This window comes from Chromohalobacter sp. 48-RD10 (assembly GCF_029889785.1).
GTDB lineage: Bacteria > Pseudomonadota > Gammaproteobacteria > Pseudomonadales > Halomonadaceae > Chromohalobacter.
The window spans coordinates 147,705-165,670 of record NZ_JARANX010000004.1; the positions used below are offsets into that span (position 1 = coordinate 147,705).

Annotated in this window: 15 protein-coding genes; 8 read left to right on the plus strand and 7 right to left on the minus strand. The window is 60.9% G+C overall.

The genetic code is table 11. The features are described 5' to 3' along the window. Positions 1–68 precede the first annotated feature (68 nt). Positions 69–497 carry a hypothetical protein gene (locus tag OP496_RS06940; RefSeq protein WP_280562782.1) on the minus strand — a complete coding sequence of 143 codons (429 nt, stop codon included), beginning with the start codon at positions 495–497 and terminating at the stop codon, positions 69–71. Between the two features lie 125 nt (positions 498–622). Between OP496_RS06940 and OP496_RS06945 the strand changes: the two genes are divergently transcribed. The 3 genes from OP496_RS06945 to OP496_RS06955 all read left to right on the plus strand — a co-directional run bounded on the left by OP496_RS06945 (position 623) and on the right by OP496_RS06955 (position 2,626). After that, positions 623–1,330 carry an extensin family protein gene (locus OP496_RS06945; protein ID WP_280562783.1) on the plus strand — a complete coding sequence of 236 codons (708 nt, stop codon included), beginning with the start codon at positions 623–625 and terminating at the stop codon, positions 1,328–1,330. 106 nt (positions 1,331–1,436) lie between these two features. After that, positions 1,437–2,063, plus strand: a complete 627-nt coding sequence (locus OP496_RS06950; RefSeq protein ID WP_280562784.1) for a YbhB/YbcL family Raf kinase inhibitor-like protein — start codon at positions 1,437–1,439, stop codon at positions 2,061–2,063. Positions 2,064–2,089: 26 nt separating this feature from the next. Further along, on the plus strand, positions 2,090–2,626 hold the full coding sequence (locus OP496_RS06955; protein WP_280562786.1) for a carboxypeptidase regulatory-like domain-containing protein: 537 nt from the start codon (positions 2,090–2,092) through the stop codon (positions 2,624–2,626). Between the two features lie 106 nt (positions 2,627–2,732). Here the strand turns inward: OP496_RS06955 and OP496_RS06960 are convergent, their stop codons facing one another. Further along, on the minus strand, positions 2,733–2,855 hold the full coding sequence (locus OP496_RS06960) for a hypothetical protein (protein ID WP_263433926.1): 123 nt from the start codon (positions 2,853–2,855) through the stop codon (positions 2,733–2,735). 120 nt (positions 2,856–2,975) lie between these two features. Here OP496_RS06960 and OP496_RS06965 point away from each other — a divergent pair, with 120 nt between their 5' ends. After that, complete coding sequence (locus OP496_RS06965; RefSeq protein WP_280562871.1) at positions 2,976–3,731, plus strand: M15 family metallopeptidase; 756 nt, start codon at positions 2,976–2,978, stop codon at positions 3,729–3,731. Here OP496_RS06965 and OP496_RS06970 read toward each other — a convergent pair. From OP496_RS06970 to OP496_RS06980, 3 genes are all read right to left on the minus strand, one after another. Then, on the minus strand, positions 3,728–5,095 hold the full coding sequence (locus OP496_RS06970) for a VOC family protein (protein ID WP_280562787.1): 1,368 nt from the start codon (positions 5,093–5,095) through the stop codon (positions 3,728–3,730). The genes OP496_RS06965 and OP496_RS06970 overlap by 4 nt on opposite strands. 69 nt (positions 5,096–5,164) lie before the next feature. Then, complete coding sequence (locus OP496_RS06975; RefSeq protein WP_280562788.1) at positions 5,165–6,418, minus strand: aspartate aminotransferase family protein; 1,254 nt, start codon at positions 6,416–6,418, stop codon at positions 5,165–5,167. A 99-nt stretch (positions 6,419–6,517) separates the two neighbouring features. Beyond that, complete coding sequence (locus OP496_RS06980) at positions 6,518–7,429, minus strand: LysR family transcriptional regulator (protein WP_280562789.1); 912 nt, start codon at positions 7,427–7,429, stop codon at positions 6,518–6,520. A gap of 166 nt (positions 7,430–7,595) precedes the next feature. On the opposite strand from OP496_RS06980, the gene OP496_RS06985 reads away from it, so the two are divergent. The 4 genes from OP496_RS06985 (at position 7,596) to OP496_RS07000 (ending at position 12,254) form a co-directional block, all read left to right on the plus strand. Continuing rightward, complete coding sequence (locus OP496_RS06985) at positions 7,596–9,089, plus strand: aldehyde dehydrogenase family protein (protein WP_280562790.1); 1,494 nt, start codon at positions 7,596–7,598, stop codon at positions 9,087–9,089. Positions 9,090–9,217: 128 nt separating this feature from the next. Then, positions 9,218–10,669 carry a sodium-dependent transporter gene (locus OP496_RS06990; protein WP_280562791.1) on the plus strand — a complete coding sequence of 484 codons (1,452 nt, stop codon included), beginning with the start codon at positions 9,218–9,220 and terminating at the stop codon, positions 10,667–10,669. Further along, positions 10,666–10,977, plus strand: coding sequence for a hypothetical protein (locus OP496_RS06995; RefSeq protein ID WP_280562792.1), 312 nt, complete (start codon positions 10,666–10,668; stop codon positions 10,975–10,977). The genes OP496_RS06990 and OP496_RS06995 overlap by 4 nt, the downstream gene beginning before the upstream one ends. After that, complete coding sequence (locus OP496_RS07000; RefSeq protein WP_280562793.1) at positions 10,974–12,254, plus strand: FAD-binding oxidoreductase; 1,281 nt, start codon at positions 10,974–10,976, stop codon at positions 12,252–12,254. The genes OP496_RS06995 and OP496_RS07000 overlap by 4 nt, the downstream gene beginning before the upstream one ends. Before the next feature lie 126 nt (positions 12,255–12,380). Here OP496_RS07000 and gnd read toward each other — a convergent pair whose 3' ends face one another. Both gnd and OP496_RS07010 read right to left on the minus strand, forming a co-directional pair. Continuing rightward, positions 12,381–13,361 carry a phosphogluconate dehydrogenase (NAD(+)-dependent, decarboxylating) gene (gene gnd, locus OP496_RS07005; protein ID WP_280562794.1) on the minus strand — a complete coding sequence of 327 codons (981 nt, stop codon included), beginning with the start codon at positions 13,359–13,361 and terminating at the stop codon, positions 12,381–12,383. A gap of 126 nt (positions 13,362–13,487) precedes the next feature. After that, on the minus strand, positions 13,488–17,534 hold the full coding sequence (locus OP496_RS07010) for a ribonucleoside-diphosphate reductase subunit alpha (protein WP_280562795.1): 4,047 nt from the start codon (positions 17,532–17,534) through the stop codon (positions 13,488–13,490). Positions 17,535–17,966: the final 432 nt, after the last annotated feature.

A 17,966-nucleotide genomic window follows, 5' to 3' on the forward strand; every position in this document is an offset into this window, starting at 1 on the left:
GCATCGCCGTGCTCACCGCGTTGATCGTGGGCATATTGGCGTTGCTGGTAACCTTGTTGTGGGGTTAATCACGTTGGTTGTGGTGAAATTCTCCAGAGCCCGAAGCAGCGTGCGAAGACCCAGATGCCCATCCCCCAGGCACCATTGACCAGAAAGCCGATAGGAAACCCAGCGAGGTTGAGGCCGCGTCCCTTGAGCGGAAAGACGATGAACAGCGCCACGAGTGTCAAGGCGATGCCGCCGAACAACACGCTTTTCCACCACAGACCGGTCGTGACGTGGAAACGCGTGAATGCCCACAGCATGACGATCCCCCATACACCGCCCCAGAAGCTTGCCGACAGCCACTGAGGAATATCCAGGGGTGGTACGGCTGTCATGCCATAGGGTGCAGACGGAATAATGGCGTAAGCGTGTAACAAGCCCGCCATGGGCTGATGGAAGCAAAGCACCGCGAAGAAGCCAGCGATGAAGGCGAGTGGAATCCAGCGTGGCATGGCAATTCTCCTTTCAGATCGAAGGTGCGTACAGTATCGGTCAAATTTACATGTCTTACAGGATGATCGTCATATGATTTCTGGCGTTCTTTACACTGTAGGCTTTGCACCATGCCAGGAGCACCATGAAACCGCCGCTTGCCTTCCTCGCGTTGAGTGTCGCCGTGATTGCCGCCGGTATCGCTCTGGACAAGGGCGTCTGGACAGTTCCCCGGGCATGGAATCCTTTTCAGCCCTTGCACATCGAAGACTCGTTGACCCCGGTCACGCAGTGGAAGTTGCGCCGACTCAAGGGGGACCGCGAGGCATGTCGCGATGTTCTCGACTCCGCGCCTGACGGTACCCTGAATTACACGCCACTGGCGGATTACACTCCCGTTGCCGGCTGCCCGCTTAAAAACGTGGTGCGTGTGCGCCGTGCTGGCGTCGATTTCAATGCCAGCTTCGTGGCCAGCTGTCCACTGGCGGTGGCTTGGACGCTGTTCGAGCGTCAACGCTTGCAGCCGGCTGCGCGGGAGGTATTCGGTGAGCCGGTGGAGTCGGTGCGTCACTTGGGGAGCTTTGCGTGCCGCAATATCTATCATCGCGACAATGCTCGCCGCAGTGACCATGCCTCTGCTGAAGCGTTCGATGTGGCGGCCTTTCGGATGGCGGACGGACGTCGTGTGTCCGTGCTCGACGACTGGGAAGGCGACGATGACGCGGCGAATTTCCTGCATCGCGTGCGCGACGGTGCCTGCGAAGTATTCGGGACGACTCTCGGGCCAGACTACAATGCCGCGCATGCTAACCATTTCCATTTTGGCATGCGCGGCATCTCGTTGTGTCACTAGTGACATAGCGCATGGGCGCGCCGTTCGTCCTATGCGCAAAACCTCATGGATATGCCAAACTGAAGGACGTCACCTTCTTCACCACGGACTACCCGGAGGCAGCCGCATGCGCATCGACGTGCAGGACATCATCGACGGTGAACCTATTCCCGAACGCTTCGCGTTCGCCGTTCCCGATCCCGAGCAACACCTTCGTTTCAGCGACAATCGCAACCCGCGTGTTCGCTGGCACGATGTGCCCGCCGGGACGCTTAGCCTTGCGCTGCTGGTGGTCGATGTGGATGCGCCCACGGATCCTGGCGATGTCAATCAGGAAGGCCACAGCGTGCCAGCCGACCTACCGCGTGCCGATTTCTACCACTGGGTCTTGATCGATATCCCAGTGCAGGTGAGCGGCATCGACGAAGGCGAAGATGCCGACGGTGTCGTGGCCATGGGCAAGGCACCGGGTGAGACCGGCAAGGGCGTGCGCGGTATCAATAGTTATACGGATTTCTTCGTCGATGACGAACAGCTCGAAGGTATCTATGGGGGCTATGATGGACCTTGCCCTCCGTGGAACGATGCTCTGGTGCATCGCTATCACTTCACCGTCTATGCGCTGGATGTGGCCTCGCTGGGTCTGCAGGGCGAGTTCACCGGTGATGAAGTGCTCGACGCCATGCAAGGGCATGTCATCGAGCAATCCAGCGTGATGGGTACTTACACACTCAACCCCGAGCTGGCACGTTAAGCTCGTTCACAAAGGTGGCTCATGGAATGAGACATAGACGCACGGGATGGTGGCTGGCCCTGGTGGGGCTGGCGCTGAGTGGCTGTGAAATGCTGCCGACGGGGGGACCGACGCAGCCCGTCGATATCGAGGAAGCCGGCGAAGGCACGCCGGTGGGCGCCGTCGAACGTCAGGTCGCGTTTCCCGCCGAGGAATACGCCAAGCTGGACAAGCAAGGCGCTGCTGTCGTTAAAGGCCGGTTGCGCTACACCTCATCGACGGAAGGCACGTTGGTGGGCAAGAACGAAACCGTGTCGATCGCCCCGGCTACGCGCTATTCCGCCGAGGCCGCCGAAGCCGCGTTGGCGGGGAAGCGTATCGAGCCTGCGGACCCACGTGCCCGTGAATACACGCATTACGCCAAGACCAACGACAGCGGATACTTCGAAGCTACCGGCATCCCCGCGGGGGTCTTCTATGTGGCCGGAAGCGTGCGACTGCCGGATGGCTCGCGCAGCCCGCTGATCCTGAAGCAAATCGAGATCGGCGCCGGGCAGACGCGAGAGGTCGATCTAAGCCGTTGACGCGCGATACATGAGCCCAATGACGAACGCCCCGCCGGTTGTGGCAGGGTGTTGCTGGTTCGTTGCCTTTCCGCGCTGAAAAACGGGGGTGACCCAGTCACGAGCGTCAGCGCGAGTGCGTGGGTGTCTTCTTGTAGTGTCCGGGCACTGTCACGCGTTCACCATTGGGCAGATCGCGGACATAGGTAGGGACGTAGACACGTTTGATGACACTCTTGGCTTCCGCCATGATCCAGTCTCCTATGAATTCGACGCTTTCACGCTACGCCGGTTGCGGATTGGAATCAATCCCATCCCCTATGATCGTTCGTGGGATGATACCTACAACTTGGAAACGAATCGCTTGAATGTGACTGACTCGACGTCCCGACCCATCGCCGACATTGCCGATCCCCAGTGGGAGGCCATTGCGGCTATTTCCATCGACGACGACGGCACGGCGCTACATGCACTTAGCCTTGCCGCGCCAGCCTTGCGCGTGCATCCCATCTATCATGCGCTTGGCGTGCCTCGGGCAGTGCCCGAGTGCTGGGCGCGGGAGGCCGTCTATCGGCGGCTTCTCAAAGTGGCGCGGAGCCTGCCGGCGGGGGTGGGTCTGGTGGTGCTGGATGCCTGGCGGCCCTATGTCGTGCAGCGCCACTTCTATGACACCTTGCTTAGAATGGTGGAAACGCGCTACGCCGATCTCGACGAGTCGGATCTGCGGGCGATGACCCGGGAATTCGTCTCGCCGCCTAGCGATCGGCCAGAGTGCCCGAGTCCACATCTCACTGGCGGCGCGGTGGACGTGGCCCTGTGCGATGCCGATGGGATGCTGCTGGAGATGGGGTCGGCATTCGATGAAGCGCGGGTCGCCTCGCATACCGTGCATTTCGAGCATCATGCCCACGACGCCGCGACACGGGCCTATCGTGATCGTCGGCGCATTCTTTACCACGCCATGGTCGATGCCGGCTTCACCAACCTGCCCAGCGAGTGGTGGCATTACAGCTATGGCGATCAGATGTGGGCCTGGTACCGCGGTGAATCTTGCGCGCTGTTCGGCCCCAGCGGCCCCGATAGCCTGGAAGCTCGCTGGCGGCGTTCGCTCGGGCAGGACGCCTAGCGGATTGACGGGATGCCCAAAGACGCCAGGGCGGCATCCAGAGAACTCCGCTCGCGTTCGGCATAGAGCGTCAGCTCGTCGGTGACCGGTGCGCCCAGTGCCGCCTCGAAGGCTTCACGATTGGCGTGACCGGCATAGGCTTCGCTACCGTTACCGCCGAGATTCGATTGAAAGATGCCGGCCGCGCTGACGGGCAGGAAATCCTCATAAGTGATCGGCCGGGCCGTGATCAGTCCCTGCTCTATCAATTGCTCGACCTCGGTCTCGGTGGCCGGGCCGGCCTCGCATCCCGCCTCGGTCGGTCGATATTCGAAGAATGCCAGGCCCTGACGGCGCAGTTCGGTCTCGGTATCCGGGAAGTCGTCGAATGCTTCGGCCAGTACGCGCTGGTGCTCCTCATTGGTCAGTCCAGCCGTACGCTGACGCGATTCGGCGAGCAGCCGATCATAGAGTGCACGCCCCTTGGCGGTCAGCGCCACGCCACGTTGTTCGATCTCGCCGAAGCGCGCGGTGTGAGTGCCCTGGCGTTCGCCGGCGAACCGGGTTGGTTCCTCCAGAGCCTTGAAGCTGGTCTGACGCAGCAGGATCGGGCAGTCGCGGCGCGGCGGGCCTTCGATGACTTCCTTGGGATTCATCCCCGCCGCGGGCATGCGGCGTTGCGCCTCGTCGATATCCAGTGTGCGTGGCGTCAGATGATTGATATGTGGCCCGTGGAAGCAAACCACATCGGCAATCAGTCGGTGCTCGGCGTGCAGCGCCTCGTAGGTTTCCAGGTCCACCGTGGCGTCCTGGTGCCAGCGAAAGGTCTCCAACGACTCGGCCACGAAGCGGTCGGCTTGCTCGTCGGTGAGCCCGCCCTGGCATTCGCTGAGTTCGATCAACTCCCGTGCGACGGGCGTGAAAATGTCGCGCTCGGCGAGGATATCGGTGGCGCGTTCACGCATCTCGGCGCTCTCGATCAACTCCAGGCGTAGCAACGAGGTGAAGACACGGAAGGGGTTACGCGCCAGGGCGGCGTCGTCGATGGGTCGGAAGGCGGTGGAGTGTACCGGCACGCCGGCCTCGGAGAGATCGTAGTAGCCCACCGGATACATGCCCATCACCGCGAACAGCCGGCGCAGCATGGTGAGTTCTGCGGGTGTACCGACGCGAATGGCACCATGCCGCTCGACGCCGAGGCGATTCAGCTCATCATGAGCCTTGAGTCGCGCGGCCAGCTCGGGATCGCGCTCAAGAGTCTCGCGATTCACCTCCGCCACCAGGTCGAGCAGGGTTTCGTACTGCGGCACTTCGGCCTGATACATGGCCGACATGGCCTTGGAAAAACGGTCACGAATCTCGTGATGGGAAACGAGGGTTGTCATCGGCTGTGCCTCTCGGTGTCGGTCGTCATGAATTCGGTTGGGGGCTGCACGAAGATACGGTTCTGGCGATCATGGCGACAGTCGTCCTAGCGCTCTTTCGAGCCTCGCCAGCCCTTCGACCAGCACTTCGGGCTCGGTAGTCAACGGGGGTAAAAGGCGCAGTACGTTGCGCCTTCGCCCGCTGGGCATCAATAGTACGCCTTCCTCGCGACCGGCGACGATCAGCGCGGCGAGATGTTCGGCGCCGGTGGCTGCGGGCGTATCCTCGAAGACAATGCCGCGCATAGCGCCAACGCCGGTCATGTCGCCAAGCATTGAATAGCGGCCAGACGCTTGCCAGCCACGATACGCTTCCAAGATCATCGCTTCCTGGCGCTCGCTCCAATCGGTCAGATGCTCATCGCTCATTAGCGCCATCACTGTCTGGGCCGCAGCGCAGGCGACGGGATTGCCCGAATAGGTGCCGCCTAGGCCGCCTTTCGGCGGGGCGTTCATGAGTTCCGCCTTGCCGGCCACCGCTGCCAGCGGCAGCCCGGCTGCCATACTCTTGCCCATCAACAGCAAGTCGGGTTCGACCCCTAGATGTGAAAAGGCGAAACGCTTGCCGGTGCGTCCGAAGCCGGACTGAATCTCGTCGAAGATCAGCACAATGCCGTAGGCCTCGCACAGCGCCCTTAAACGCGCGGCGAAATCGGCGCACAGCAGACGAAAGCCCCCTTCGCCCTGAACCGGCTCGACGATGATGCAGGCGACCTCTTCGGCGGGTATCGCAACCTCGAATAACCGCTCCAGGGCTGCCATGGCGGTGTCGGCGTCGACACCAGCGTCGCGACTGGGGAAGGGCAGATGGTGCACCGGCCCGGGCAAGGCGCCGAGACGATTCTTGTAAGGCTTGACCTTGCCATTGAGATTCAACGCCGCCAGCGTGCGGCCATGGAAGCCGTCGTCGAAGGCGATCACTCCCTGGCGTCCGGTGGCGGCTCGAGCGATCTTGAGGGCGTTCTCGGTGGCCTCGGCACCGCTGTTGGTGAGCATGCAGGACAACGGATACGACACCGGCACGAAGGCATCAAGGGTTCGGGCCACCTCGAGATAGCCACGATGCGGAAGGGCATTGAAGGCGGAGTGCATCAGGGTATCAACCTGCGCCTTGACCGCCTCGACCACGTCGGGATGCCCATGCCCCAGGTTGAGCACGCCGATACCGCCGACGAAGTCGACATAGTGCTTGCCCTGTTCGTCCCAGACCTCGGCGTTGCGGCCTCTGTCGATGCAGAGAGGGTGAACGATGCCGAGGGCGTCACTGATGTGTGGGAGGTCCATGTCGTTATCCTGAAGAAGCCTATGGCCACGATGAGAACAGAGCCATCTTCAGGGCTTCAAACGAAAAAAAGCGTGTTATCCATTCCATTAATTCATGCACTAGGGTGCCACAACGTCGCCAGGGGCCTCCCGATGCTCAAGTATCCAGTCGATGAAGCCCTGAACCTTGGTGTCCTCCCCCTTGTGCTCGGGGTAGGCCAGGTAATAGGCATCGCGACTGGTCAGACCGAACGTCCAGGGGATCGTCAGTTGGCCGGCCTGTAGCTCCTCCTCGGCCAGAAAGCGCGGTGCCAGGGCGACGCCACAGCCGGCTCGTGCCGCGCGTAAGGCCATGTAGAAGGTATCGAAACATGGCCCGTGGTAACTGTACTCGGTGTAACAGTCCTGGGCCTCGAACCAGTCGTGCCAGGCCTCGGGCCGCGTCGAACTCTGCAATAGCACCAGCTTTGTCAGTTCCAGCGGTTCTTGAATGCCGTCGACTGGCAGCACCGCAGGCGAACACACCGGCACCATCTCCTCTTCAAGCAGTTTGATGCACTCGGCCCGGGGCCAGGCGCCATGACCGAAGAAGAAGGCGACATCGACGCGCTCCTCCTCCAGGTCGAAGGGCTCCGAGCGATTGGCGATGTTCAGATAGACCCGCGGGTGCCGGAACCGGAATCCATTGAGTCTTGGAATCAACCAGCGTGCCCCGAAAGTCGGGAGGGTGGTGACATTGAGCACCACACTCTGACCACCGTAGGACTGCATGTAACGCGTGGACATTTCCACCTGGGCCAGGATCTTGCGCACCTCGGTGAGATAGAGCGAGCCCTCCGGTGTGACCTGAAGTCGCTTGCGTACCCGACGGAACAGTGGATGTTCGAGCACCGCCTCGAGCTGGGCTACCTGCTTGCTGACGGCACTCTGGGTCAGGTTCAGCTCGTCTGCCGCACGCGTGAAGCTCATGTGCCGCACCGAGGCCTCGAAGCACTGCATGGCGGTCAGGCTGGGCAGGTGTCGATGGCTCATGCCGCTCTCCTTGGTATGGATTGTGCCTCGTCGTGGTTCTTCATCATGAAGGCTAAACCAGAAAAATAGGAATGACCTCCATATAAAACGTCGTTTGAAGGGCGTCAACCTCCGCACCAATACTGGTTTCGATTTTCGAGCCTAGGAATTAATAGTAGGAGGAAGAATGATCGAATCCCTCATGCAACGTCTCGGTGTTTCCAGCGACGCCTACCGAAAGGGCGATTTTGCGGTCATCTCACCCACCGACGGTGGTGAGCTCGGCCAGATTCGCCTTGAGGGCGCCGATGCCGTCGAGGCTCGCGTGGCACGTGCCCAGAGAGCCTTCGAGGAGTGGCGACGAGTACCCGCCCCCCGCCGCGGCGAGCTCGTTCGATTGTTCGGCGAACAGTTGCGTCGGCACAAAGAAGATCTCGGTGCCTTGGTGACCCTGGAGTGCGGCAAGATCTATCAGGAAGGTCTTGGGGAAGTTCAGGAGATGATCGACATCTGCGACCTGGCCGTCGGTCAGTCGCGTCAGCTCTATGGTCTGACCATCGCCTCCGAGCGCCCCGGTCACCATATGCGCGAGAGCTGGCATCCGCTGGGACCGATCGGCTTGATCACCGCCTTCAACTTTCCGGTGGCTCCCTGGGCCTGGAACGCTGCCCTGGCCCTAGTGTGCGGCAACAGCCTGTTGTGGAAACCCTCCGAGAAAACTCCGCTTACCGCCTTGGGCTGCCAGGCGTTGCTTGAACGCGCCATGGCCGAGTTCGGCGACGAGGCGCCTGAAGGCCTCAGCCAAGTGATCCCGGGAGACCGTGAAGCAGGTGAGCGTCTGGCCGACGATCCCCGCGTGCCGCTGATCAGTGCCACTGGCAGTACGCGCATGGGGCGCGAGGTTGCACCTCGGGTAGCCGCTCGTTTCGGTCGCAGCATCCTCGAACTCGGCGGCAACAATGGCATGATTCTGGCGCCCAGTGCCGATCTGGACATGGCGGTCCGCGCCATTCTGTTCTCCGCCGTGGGGACGGCTGGACAGCGCTGCACCTCCCTGCGTCGCCTGATCGTCCATGAGTCGATCCGCGACGAAGTCGTCGAGCGCGTGAAGAAGGCCTATGCCGGCGTGACGATCGGCGATCCCATGGAGGGCAACCTGGTCGGCCCGTTGATCGATGTCCAAGCCTTCGAGCAGATGCAGTCCGTGCTCAATCAGGCGCGCCAGCAGGGCGCTAGCGTCTTTGGCGGCGAACGCCAACTCGCCGATCAGTATCCCGATGCCTATTACGTGACCCCGGCCATCGTCGAAGTCGATCAACAGAACGATCTGGTCAAGAACGAGACCTTTGCCCCGATCCTCTACGTCATGCGCTACCGCGACTTCGATGAGGCCATGACGTTGCACAACGACGTTCCCCAAGGATTGTCATCGTGCATCTTTACCAGCGACGTGCGCGAATCCGAGGCCTTCATCTCGGATGTCGGCAGCGATTGCGGTATTGCCAACGTCAACATCGGACCGAGTGGCGCGGAGATCGGTGGTGCCTTCGGCGGTGAGAAGGAAACCGGCGGAGGTCGCGAGTCCGGCTCCGACATCTGGAAGAGCTATATGCGTCGACAAACCAACACCGTCAACTACTCCCGTGAGCTACCACTGGCGCAAGGTATCAAGTTCGACTGATCACGAGCGCCGTCCCGATGATGGGGCGGCGCCTCGTTGCATGGACGTGCTCGAAACCTCGACGCACATGGTCGTCGGGTTTTTGGAACGTTCGACCATCCAGGCAGAACGTGTCATGGAGTCCAATGATGACAACAACAATTTCTAGAGAACAATGGGGTAGCCGCTTTGGTTACCTGATGGCCGTCGTCGGTGCCATGGTTGGTGCCGGCAATATCTGGCGGATGCCCTACGTGACGGGCGAGAACGGTGGGGGTGCTTTCCTGATCGCCTACTTTCTGCTGCTCTACCTAATTGCGGTACCCGGCTTAATGGGTGAAACCAGCCTTGGGCGCTATACCCGGCAGGGGTTGATCGGCACCTTCCGCAAGGTCTATGGCAATAATCGCCTCGTCGGGCTGGGGCTGGTGATCCTGATCTTCAACGTTGTATTGATGTCCTATTACTCTTCGATCGTTGGCTGGTCGATTTATTATGCTTTTCATGCCGTGCTCGGCACCTTCACCCAGAATGATTTTGATACTGCTGCCCTGTGGCAAGACTTTAGTGGCAATACGGCCCTGAACGTCGGCATGCACACTGTTGCCATGCTGATGGTCACCGGCATCCTACTGTTCGGTATCAAGGGTGGCATTGAGCGTCTCGCCAAGTGGATGATGCCGATTTTGACCATTGCCTTGATCGCTATCGCCATTCGCGGGGTGACATTGCCGGGGGCCATGGCGGGCCTGGAGTTCAGTTTCTCGCCCAACTGGGAATACCTGGCACGGGGGGAAACCTGGCTGGCGGCGCTGGGGCAGGCGCTTTTCTCCACTGGCCTCGGCTGGGGTATTGCCCTGACCTATGGCAGCTATCTCGGTCGTAACGACGATATCCCGCTGGGTGGCGGCATCTTTACGGCGATCGGCAATACTAGTTTTGGCCTGCTTGCCATCTTTGCCGTCTTTCCCATCGTCTTCGCCTTCGGCATCTCGCCCAGCTCCGGCGCTGAACTGGCCTTCGTGGCTCTGGCTAACGCCTTCGGTAGCATGACGGGCGGATACTTCTGGGCCCTGTTGTTCTTCATGGGCTTTTTCTTCGCCAACTTGACCACCGCTATCGCCATTACCGAGGTTGGCGTCACCACTTATCGCGAGGAGCGGAACACCAGCCGTACCAAGGCCGTGCTGAGCATCTGCGGCATTATCTGGCTACTCGGCATCCCGAGCGCCATGAATGCCAATATCCTTGGCTATCTGGATTTCGTGGTCGGCAACTGGGGCCTGCCCCTGGCCACCTTCATCATCATGATCGCCATCGGCTGGAAGTTCGATGCCCACCGACTGCGCGTGTTGAGTCTCAACCGGGGCGCTGATCTCTACGTGCCGCGTGTCTGGGAGCTCGTCATTCGCTACCAAATCCCCGCCATCATGCTCGGCATCATGGCCTACTTCCTATATAGCAATCTTGGGCAGACCCCCTGGAAGACGATCAGCGGCCTCGTAATACTCACGCTGATGATCCCGCTATGCATGTGGATCATGAACCGTCGCCATGACACGCCGCATGTCGCCAATTTCAAAGGAGGTCAGTCATCATGAGCCTATCCGCCATCATCGTTATGATCGCCTCCATTATCGCCTTGTGGGGCGTGGCGAGTTGCGCCCTGATCGTGTCGATTCGACATGAGGAGCGCAAATTGGTCCTGCTCCGCTCGCAGGGCGATTTCGAGCCCTTCGCGCCGCGTGCCTTCCGGGATCTCGAGCGCTGGCTGGTGCAGCATCCCGGGAGCGAACACGCTCCAGAAATCCGGGAGTGGCAACAGTCGCAGCGACAATCTCTGCAGCGCAATCCGCAACGCTTTTACGACTGGTCGCATGCCGAGAACAACGCTAGGGAGACGTCATGAAATCGGCTTGTATCTGGACCGCGACTTCCCCCGAACGACAACGAGAATACTCTCGTTTGGAAGACAACTCCGCTGCCGATGTCGCCGTCATCGGCGGTGGCATCACTGGGCTAAGTACCGCCCTGCATCTTGCCGAGGCTGGCGTTTCGGTGACGTTGCTGGAGGCGGGAGACATTCCTAGCGGTGGTTCCGGGCGCAGTGTCGGCCTGGTCAATGCAGGGATGTGGATACCGCCGGACGATATTCTCGAAGCCTTGGGCTCGGAAAACGGCAAACGTGCCAATGCAGTGCTCGGTCGTGCACCCGCCGACGTCTTCACACTCATCGACCGGCACGGCATTGACTGCCAGGATACTCGAACAGGTACTTTGCACCTTGCTCACAACGGCAAGGGGGCCGAGGAACTGACTCGGCGCTTCGAACAATTCTCAAGGTGCGGCGCGCCGGTCGAGTTGCTCGAGGGCGAGGCGTGTCAGCGACGTATCGGCACCCACCGCATCCACCGTGCTCTGCTCGACCGGCGGGCCGGCACACTGAATCCGACTGCCTATACCCGGGGACTCGCCCGTGCGGCTCATGATGCAGGCGCCAACCTGCACACTCATAGCCCCGCCGAGGGCATCGAACGCGCAGGCGACCGCTGGCGGGTCGATACCCCGCAAGGCAGTATTCTGGCACCGCGTCTGGTGATCGCTACCAATGCCTACACGGAAGATCATTGGAACCAAGTGCGCGAGCACTTCTTCCGTGGACACTTCTACCAGGTTGCCTCTCCGCCACTCTCTGACGAGCTTGCCGGTGACATTCTGCCCGAACGCCAGGGAGCCTGGGATACCCGCACGGTGCTCAGCAGCTTGAGGCGCGATGCCGAGGGACGCTTGATTCTGGGCAGCCTAGGATGTGGCGACAGCAAGCCGGCGTCTTTCCTGCGCTGCTGGGCTGATCGGGTCCAGCGGCATTACTTCCCGCAATTGGGCCGGGTGAACTGGGAGTGTACCTGGACAGGCCAAGTCGGCTTCACTCCGGATCATACTCTGCGCCTCTTCGAGCCGGCGCCGGGCATTTTAGGTGTTGCGGGTTATAACGGCCGTGGTATCACCACCGGCACGGTTGTAGGGAAGGGCTTCGCTCATTACCTGAACACTGGCGATGATAGCTTGTTGCCACTGCCGATCAGCTCCCATAAACCCATACGCGCCAAGCCATTGTGGAGCACCGGTTACGAAGGAGGGTTCACGCTATACCATGCAGGGCAGTGTTTGCGCGTATTGATATGAGGCGCAGGTGGTGGCGGTTGTTGCCGGGACGCAGAGAATGACGATAGCCCGCCAAAGTCATCTGGCGGGCTGACTCAGTTCTCTTTCCGGCCATTATGTTGATGTGCTGGCCAGCGCATACCGAGGTTACTGCGACGGCGGTTCGACGTGGCCGCCAAAGCCGAAGCGCATCGCCGAGAGCAAACGGTTGCCGTAGGTGTTGTCCTTGCGCGAGTTGAAGCGTGCGAACAGCGCGTTGGCCAGCACCGGGGCGGAGACGCCTTGCTCGACGGCCGCGTCGATGGTCCAGCGGCCTTCACCACTATCGGCGACGGCGCCGGAGTAATGATCGAGCTTGGGGTCGCCGGTCAGCGCCTGGGCGGTGAGGTCGAGCAGCCAGGATGAGACGACGCTGCCACGCCGCCAGACTTCGGCCACGTCGGCGAGGTTGAGATCGAAGCGCTCGTCTTCCGGCAAATCCGGCGATGACTTGCTCTGCATCAGCTCGAAGCCTTCGGCGTAGGCTTGCATGAGACCGTACTCGATGCCGTTGTGGACCATCTTCACGTAGTGGCCGGCACCGACCGGGCCGGCATGGATGTAACCACGCTCGGCGCTATCATGGGGCGCGTTGCGGCCGTGGGTGCGCTCCAGATTGCCGTGACCGGGCGCCAGAGTGTCGAACAGCGGATCGAGGTGAGCGAAAATCTCTTGTTCGGCGCCTACCATCATGCAATAGCCGCGCTCCAATCCCCAGACGCCTCCCGAGGTGCCCACGTCCACGTAATGGATGCCCGTGAGCGCCAGCGCCTTAGCGCGGCGAATGTCGTCCTTGTAGAAGGTGTTACCGCCGTCGATGATGATGTCGCCGGCGTCCATCTGCTCGGCCAAGGCATTGACCGTCTCCTCGGTGGGGTCGCCGGCAGGCAGCATGACCCATACCACGCGTGGTGTTTCCAGTTGATCCACCAGCGTCGCCAGGGAGTCCGCCGGGGTGGCACCGTCCTCGATCAACGCCGAGGCGATGGATCGATCGCGGTCATGAGCGACGACGTCGTGGCCGCCGCGCATCAAGCGTCGGGCGATATTGCCGCCCATGCGGCCGAGTCCGATGATACCGAGTTGCATGTTCGTACCTTTCGCGATGTCGGGTAGGGAGTGGGAACGGCGGCAAGCCTACCGATACCGAGTGCATGACGCAAAGCGGGCCATGTCACATGACACGGCCCACTTCGAAGCCTTACATGTGACGTGTCAATCCCAGCTTAGCGCGCCGCCGACCTGGTCTCCCGGGACGCGCGTCTCGAAAAAGTGCTTCTCCTTGCCACGCGTTTCGCCGGAGGCGCCACTGGCCGCTGGGCTGGGCGCAGGGTTGGCAGCAGGTTGAGGCGACGGTGCCGCACCGCTGTCGGCGTTGCCCACGGCATTGAGATGGCCACGATCGACAGTGGCTCTTTCCACCGAGGTGGCGCCTGGCGCGCGCAGGTAATAGGTAGTCTTGAGGCCACGGAACCAGGCCATGCGATAGGTGACGTCAAGTTTCTTGCCCGAGACGCCGGCGATGTAGAGGTTCAACGACTGCGCTTGGTCGATCCACTTCTGTCGTCGCGCGGCAGCTTCGACCAGCCACTTGGGCTCGACCTCGAAGGCACTGGCATAGCGGGCTTTGAGATCATCCGGTACGCGGTCGATGGGCTGCACGCTACCGTCGTAGTACTTGAGATCGTTGATCATGACCTCGTCCCACAGGCCGCGTTCCTTGAGGTCGTTGACCATGTAGGCGTTGACCACGGTGAATTCACCGGAGAGGTTCGATTTGACGAACAGGTTCTGGTAGGTCGGCTCGATGGACTGCGTCACGCCACAGATGTTGGAGATCGTCGCGGTCGGCGCGATCGCCATGACGTTGGAGTTACGCATGCCCTGGCTTACGACCTTGTCGCGCAGACGTGTCCAATCTTGCGTGGTGGAGGTGTCCACTTCGATATAGTCGGCGCCGCGCTCTTCGGCCAGGTTCGCGATGGAGTCGATGGGCAGCACGCCCTTGCTCCATAGCGAGCCTTCGAAGCTTTGGTAGCGTCCGCGCTCGGCGGCCAGGTCGCTGGAGGCTTCGATGGCATGATAGCTGATCAGCTCCATCGAGGTGTCGGAGAATTCAACGGCCTCCTGGGAGGCGTAGGCGATCCCACGCTTGTAGAGCGCGTCCTGAAAGCCCATCAAGCCAAGGCCTACCGGGCGGTGCTTGAAGTTGGAATTCTTGGCCTGCGGCACGGCGTAGTAATTGATGTCGATGACGTTATCGAGCATACGCACGGCCGTCTTGACGGTCTTCTTCAGCTTGTCGCCGTCGAGTTCACCGTCGACGATGTGCTGCGCCAGATTGACCGAGCCCAGGTTGCATACGGCGATCTCGTCCGCCGAGGTGTTGAGGGTGATCTCCGTGCACAGGTTGGAGCTATGCACGACGCCGGCATGGTTCTGCGGGCTGCGCAGGTTGCTCGGGTCCTTGAAGGTGATCCACGGATGGCCGGTTTCGAACAGCATGGACAGCATCTTGCGCCACAAGTCCTTGGCCTTGACGCGCTTGAACAGTTTGAGCTGCCCGGTGAGGGTCATCTCCTCGTACTCGGCATAGCGCGTCTCGAAGGCGGCGCCGTATAGATCGTGCAGGTCCGGGCAGGTGGACGGCGAGAACAGCGTCCATTCTTCGTCGTCGCAGACCCGCTTCATGAACAGGTCCGGCACCCAGTTGGCGGTGTTCATGTCATGGGTACGGCGGCGATCGTCGCCGGTATTCTTGTGCAGTTCGAGGAACTCTTCAACGTCGAGATGCCAAGTCTCGAGATAGGCGCAGACCGCGCCCTTGCGCTTGCCACCATTGTGGGCGAGTGCCGCCGTGGTCATATAGGACGGATCGCCCTCGACCTTGAGGTCGTAGACGAACGAAATCGGGTCGATTTCGCACACGTTGCGCACGCGGGTGAATACACAGCCGTGGTGCTCGATCCAGTTGCGCTTGGTCAGTGCCACGCAGTTTACGCGTTCGGCAATCTCGGGCACGGCCGGCACACGAATGTCATACGCCTTGACGGTGCCCGTGAACTGCACCGAACTGCCATCGCTGCGCCGTCCTTCGTGGTTCTGCTCGCGTTCGCGATACTGGCCGGCGGTTGGCACCCCCAGACGCAGGCATTGATAGCGCAAGCCTTCCGCGAGCGAACGCGAGGTATTGGTGAAATAGATTTCCTTGCCACGACTCACGCCGCCATCAGTTTCCAGCAGGCCTTGAATCAGCGCCAGAGTTTGGCTCTTTGGCAGATGGGCGAAGCGCCGATGGATACGCTTGTTATGGGCCGCGTCGTACAGATCGTCGGCGACGAACGGCAGCGTCGGTTCGCCGGCGCCGGTGATTTGCCCGGTCGTGGCACAACGCTGGACGCCGCGACCGGCAGCCCAGTGGATCTGACGATAGGCGGTACCGCGCTCGCTCTGCCAGTGATGAATACCGCGCGCCTCGAGATAGTCGCAGACGAAGCGCAGATGATCGGCGTCAGCCGATGGGTTGCCGGATACGCCCCACTGCTGGCCGTCCTTCGATAGATGGCCATCGCCGAGCAGGATGCCGTACAGCCGCGCATCGTCTTCGCTGAATTCCGGCACCGGCACGACTTCGCGCGGAATCACCTGGGCAACATAGTCGCCAGCCGTCAGTTCGCCGGCATCCACCCACTCGGGCTTGATCTTCGCCTTGGCAAGCCAGTCCCGGGTGCGATGGCCAGCCTGCGCCATCGGCACGCCGCGCAACGCCCAAAGCGGATGGCCGGCAGTCACGCGCGTGGTTTCGACGGTATGCTTGATGTTCAGCTCGACCATCGGGTCGCGCTGGTTATAGGCGAACTTGTTCGTGACCTGACGATACTCGCCGCGCTGACCGAGCACGAGATCGTCACGCGTGATGTCCTTGATCGCCTTGACACCGTCGGCTGTATGCACCTGGGTATCGGGCGCAAAGCATTGGTTAACGGCCACGGCAGTGTCGTTGACCACCTTGAGGAACGGCACCACGCCTTGCGACTTGCCGTTAGTGCCTTTGATGTAGGAGCCCAGCGCACGCACTGGGGTCCAGTCGTTGCCCAAGCCGCCGGCCCACTTGGAGAGCATGGCGTTGTCGCGAATCGCGCCGTAGATGCCATCGAGCTGGTCGTGCACGGTGGTAAGATAGCACGAAGAGAGCTGGCTCTTGACGGTGCCAGCGTTGAACAGCGTCGGCGTGGAGGCCATGTAGTCGAAGTTCGAGAGCAGCTCGTAGAATTCGATGGCACGCGTTTCGCGATCGTCCTCGTTGAGCGCCAGGCCCATGGCGACACGCATGAACATCACCTGCGGAAGTTCGTAGCGAATGTCGTCGTGGTGCAGGAAGTAGCGGTCGTAAAGCGTCTGCAGACCGAGGTAGGTGAACTGGGCGTCGCGGGTGTGATCCAGCGCTGCCCCCAGGCGCTCGAGATCGAACTCGGCAAGCTGCGGATCGAGCTGGTCGAAGGCGATACCCTTGGCAATATAGGCTTTGAAGGCCGGCGCGTAGAGGTCGGCCATCTCCTGGTAAGTCGCTTCATCGGCGATATCCAGGAAAGAGAGCGCCTCGCGACGCAGGTTGTCCTGCAAGAGTCGCGCGGTGGCGTAGGTATAGTTGGGCTCTTTTTCGACCAATGTGCGCGCGGTCATCGTCAGTGCCTGCGACACGCCATCGATGGACACGCCGTCGTAGAGATTCTTCAGCGACGCGTCGACGATTTTCTGTGGCTCGACGTTGGTGAGCCCTTCGCAGGCGTCAAAGACCAGGGTCTCGACTCGGCCCAGATCCAGCGGACGCACGGTGCCGTCGGCCTGCGTGACGTTGAGGCTGGGATGAGGCTTGGCGATATCGCCGTTCTGAGGCTGACGGGCACGGGCGTGTTCTTCGCGGTACAGCACGTAGGCGCGGGCGACTTTCTGTTCGCCGGCGCGCATCAGAGCCAGCTCGACTTGGTCCTGGATATCTTCGATGTGCAGGGTGCCACCATCGGGCATGCGACGCAGGAAGGTGTCGACGATGCTCTGGGTCGCTTTGTGAACGAAATCACGGATGCGTGACGATGCTGCGGCATTGTCGCCTTCGGTGGCGATGAACGCCTTGGTGATCGCCATCGAGATCTTGCTGCCATCAAAGACCGCGACATCACCGCCACGCTTGATGACGCGCAGTCGCTGCGGCGCGGTGATGTCCACTGACGCCTTGTCAGAGGAAGAAGGAGTGGTATCCATGACGCTTTCCTGTCGTTACGGGTCCCAGGGTAAAGAGTGCTGCCGTTCATGTCGCATCGCGAGAAGTCGAGCCTTATCGCGACGATGACCGAATTAATCGTCTTGTCTCGGCATTTTCGTGCCTGAAGAGGATTGTTCGGAACGAGCACGCGAAATACGGTAGTCCTATATATGGGGGGAATCCTGATGATGAGCACAAGATAGAGCTGTTTCGTGGGGGGTCGCAAGTGGATAAGTCGTTGATAGTCTGTGGTTCTCTTGGTGCTATTCTTGCGCTCCGTCAAAAAATCTATAACTAGCTGCCACGCGACGATTTTTCAATCAGCGTGGCGATCTCTATGATGCTCGACAGCTACTCGAAAGTGAATTCGGGTATCATCGCTTGCTATCCGCTATGGTAGGGAGTGGCGGCATGCACCCCTTTGTCGCACC

Excerpts from the sequence above, each read along its gene's own strand:
- OP496_RS06985 (WP_280562790.1), top strand. The coding sequence starts at position 7,596 with ATGATCGAATCCCTCATGCAACGTCTCGGTGTTTCCAGCGACGCCTAC.
- OP496_RS06945 (WP_280562783.1), top strand. The coding sequence starts at position 623 with ATGAAACCGCCGCTTGCCTTCCTCGCGTTGAGTGTCGCCGTGATTGCC.
- OP496_RS06970 (WP_280562787.1), bottom strand. The coding sequence starts at position 5,095 with ATGACAACCCTCGTTTCCCATCACGAGATTCGTGACCGTTTTTCCAAG.
- OP496_RS06980 (WP_280562789.1), bottom strand. The coding sequence starts at position 7,429 with ATGAGCCATCGACACCTGCCCAGCCTGACCGCCATGCAGTGCTTCGAG.
- OP496_RS06955 (WP_280562786.1), top strand. The coding sequence starts at position 2,090 with ATGAGACATAGACGCACGGGATGGTGGCTGGCCCTGGTGGGGCTGGCG.
- OP496_RS06960 (WP_263433926.1), bottom strand. The coding sequence starts at position 2,855 with ATGGCGGAAGCCAAGAGTGTCATCAAACGTGTCTACGTCCCTACCTAT.
- OP496_RS06995 (WP_280562792.1), top strand. The coding sequence starts at position 10,666 with ATGAGCCTATCCGCCATCATCGTTATGATCGCCTCCATTATCGCCTTG.
- OP496_RS07000 (WP_280562793.1), top strand. The coding sequence starts at position 10,974 with ATGAAATCGGCTTGTATCTGGACCGCGACTTCCCCCGAACGACAACGA.
- OP496_RS06990 (WP_280562791.1), top strand. The coding sequence starts at position 9,218 with ATGACAACAACAATTTCTAGAGAACAATGGGGTAGCCGCTTTGGTTAC.
- OP496_RS06940 (WP_280562782.1), bottom strand. The coding sequence starts at position 497 with ATGCCACGCTGGATTCCACTCGCCTTCATCGCTGGCTTCTTCGCGGTG.
- OP496_RS07010 (WP_280562795.1), bottom strand. The coding sequence starts at position 17,534 with ATGGATACCACTCCTTCTTCCTCTGACAAGGCGTCAGTGGACATCACC.
- OP496_RS06950 (WP_280562784.1), top strand. The coding sequence starts at position 1,437 with ATGCGCATCGACGTGCAGGACATCATCGACGGTGAACCTATTCCCGAA.
- gnd (WP_280562794.1), bottom strand. The coding sequence starts at position 13,361 with ATGCAACTCGGTATCATCGGACTCGGCCGCATGGGCGGCAATATCGCC.
- OP496_RS06975 (WP_280562788.1), bottom strand. The coding sequence starts at position 6,418 with ATGGACCTCCCACACATCAGTGACGCCCTCGGCATCGTTCACCCTCTC.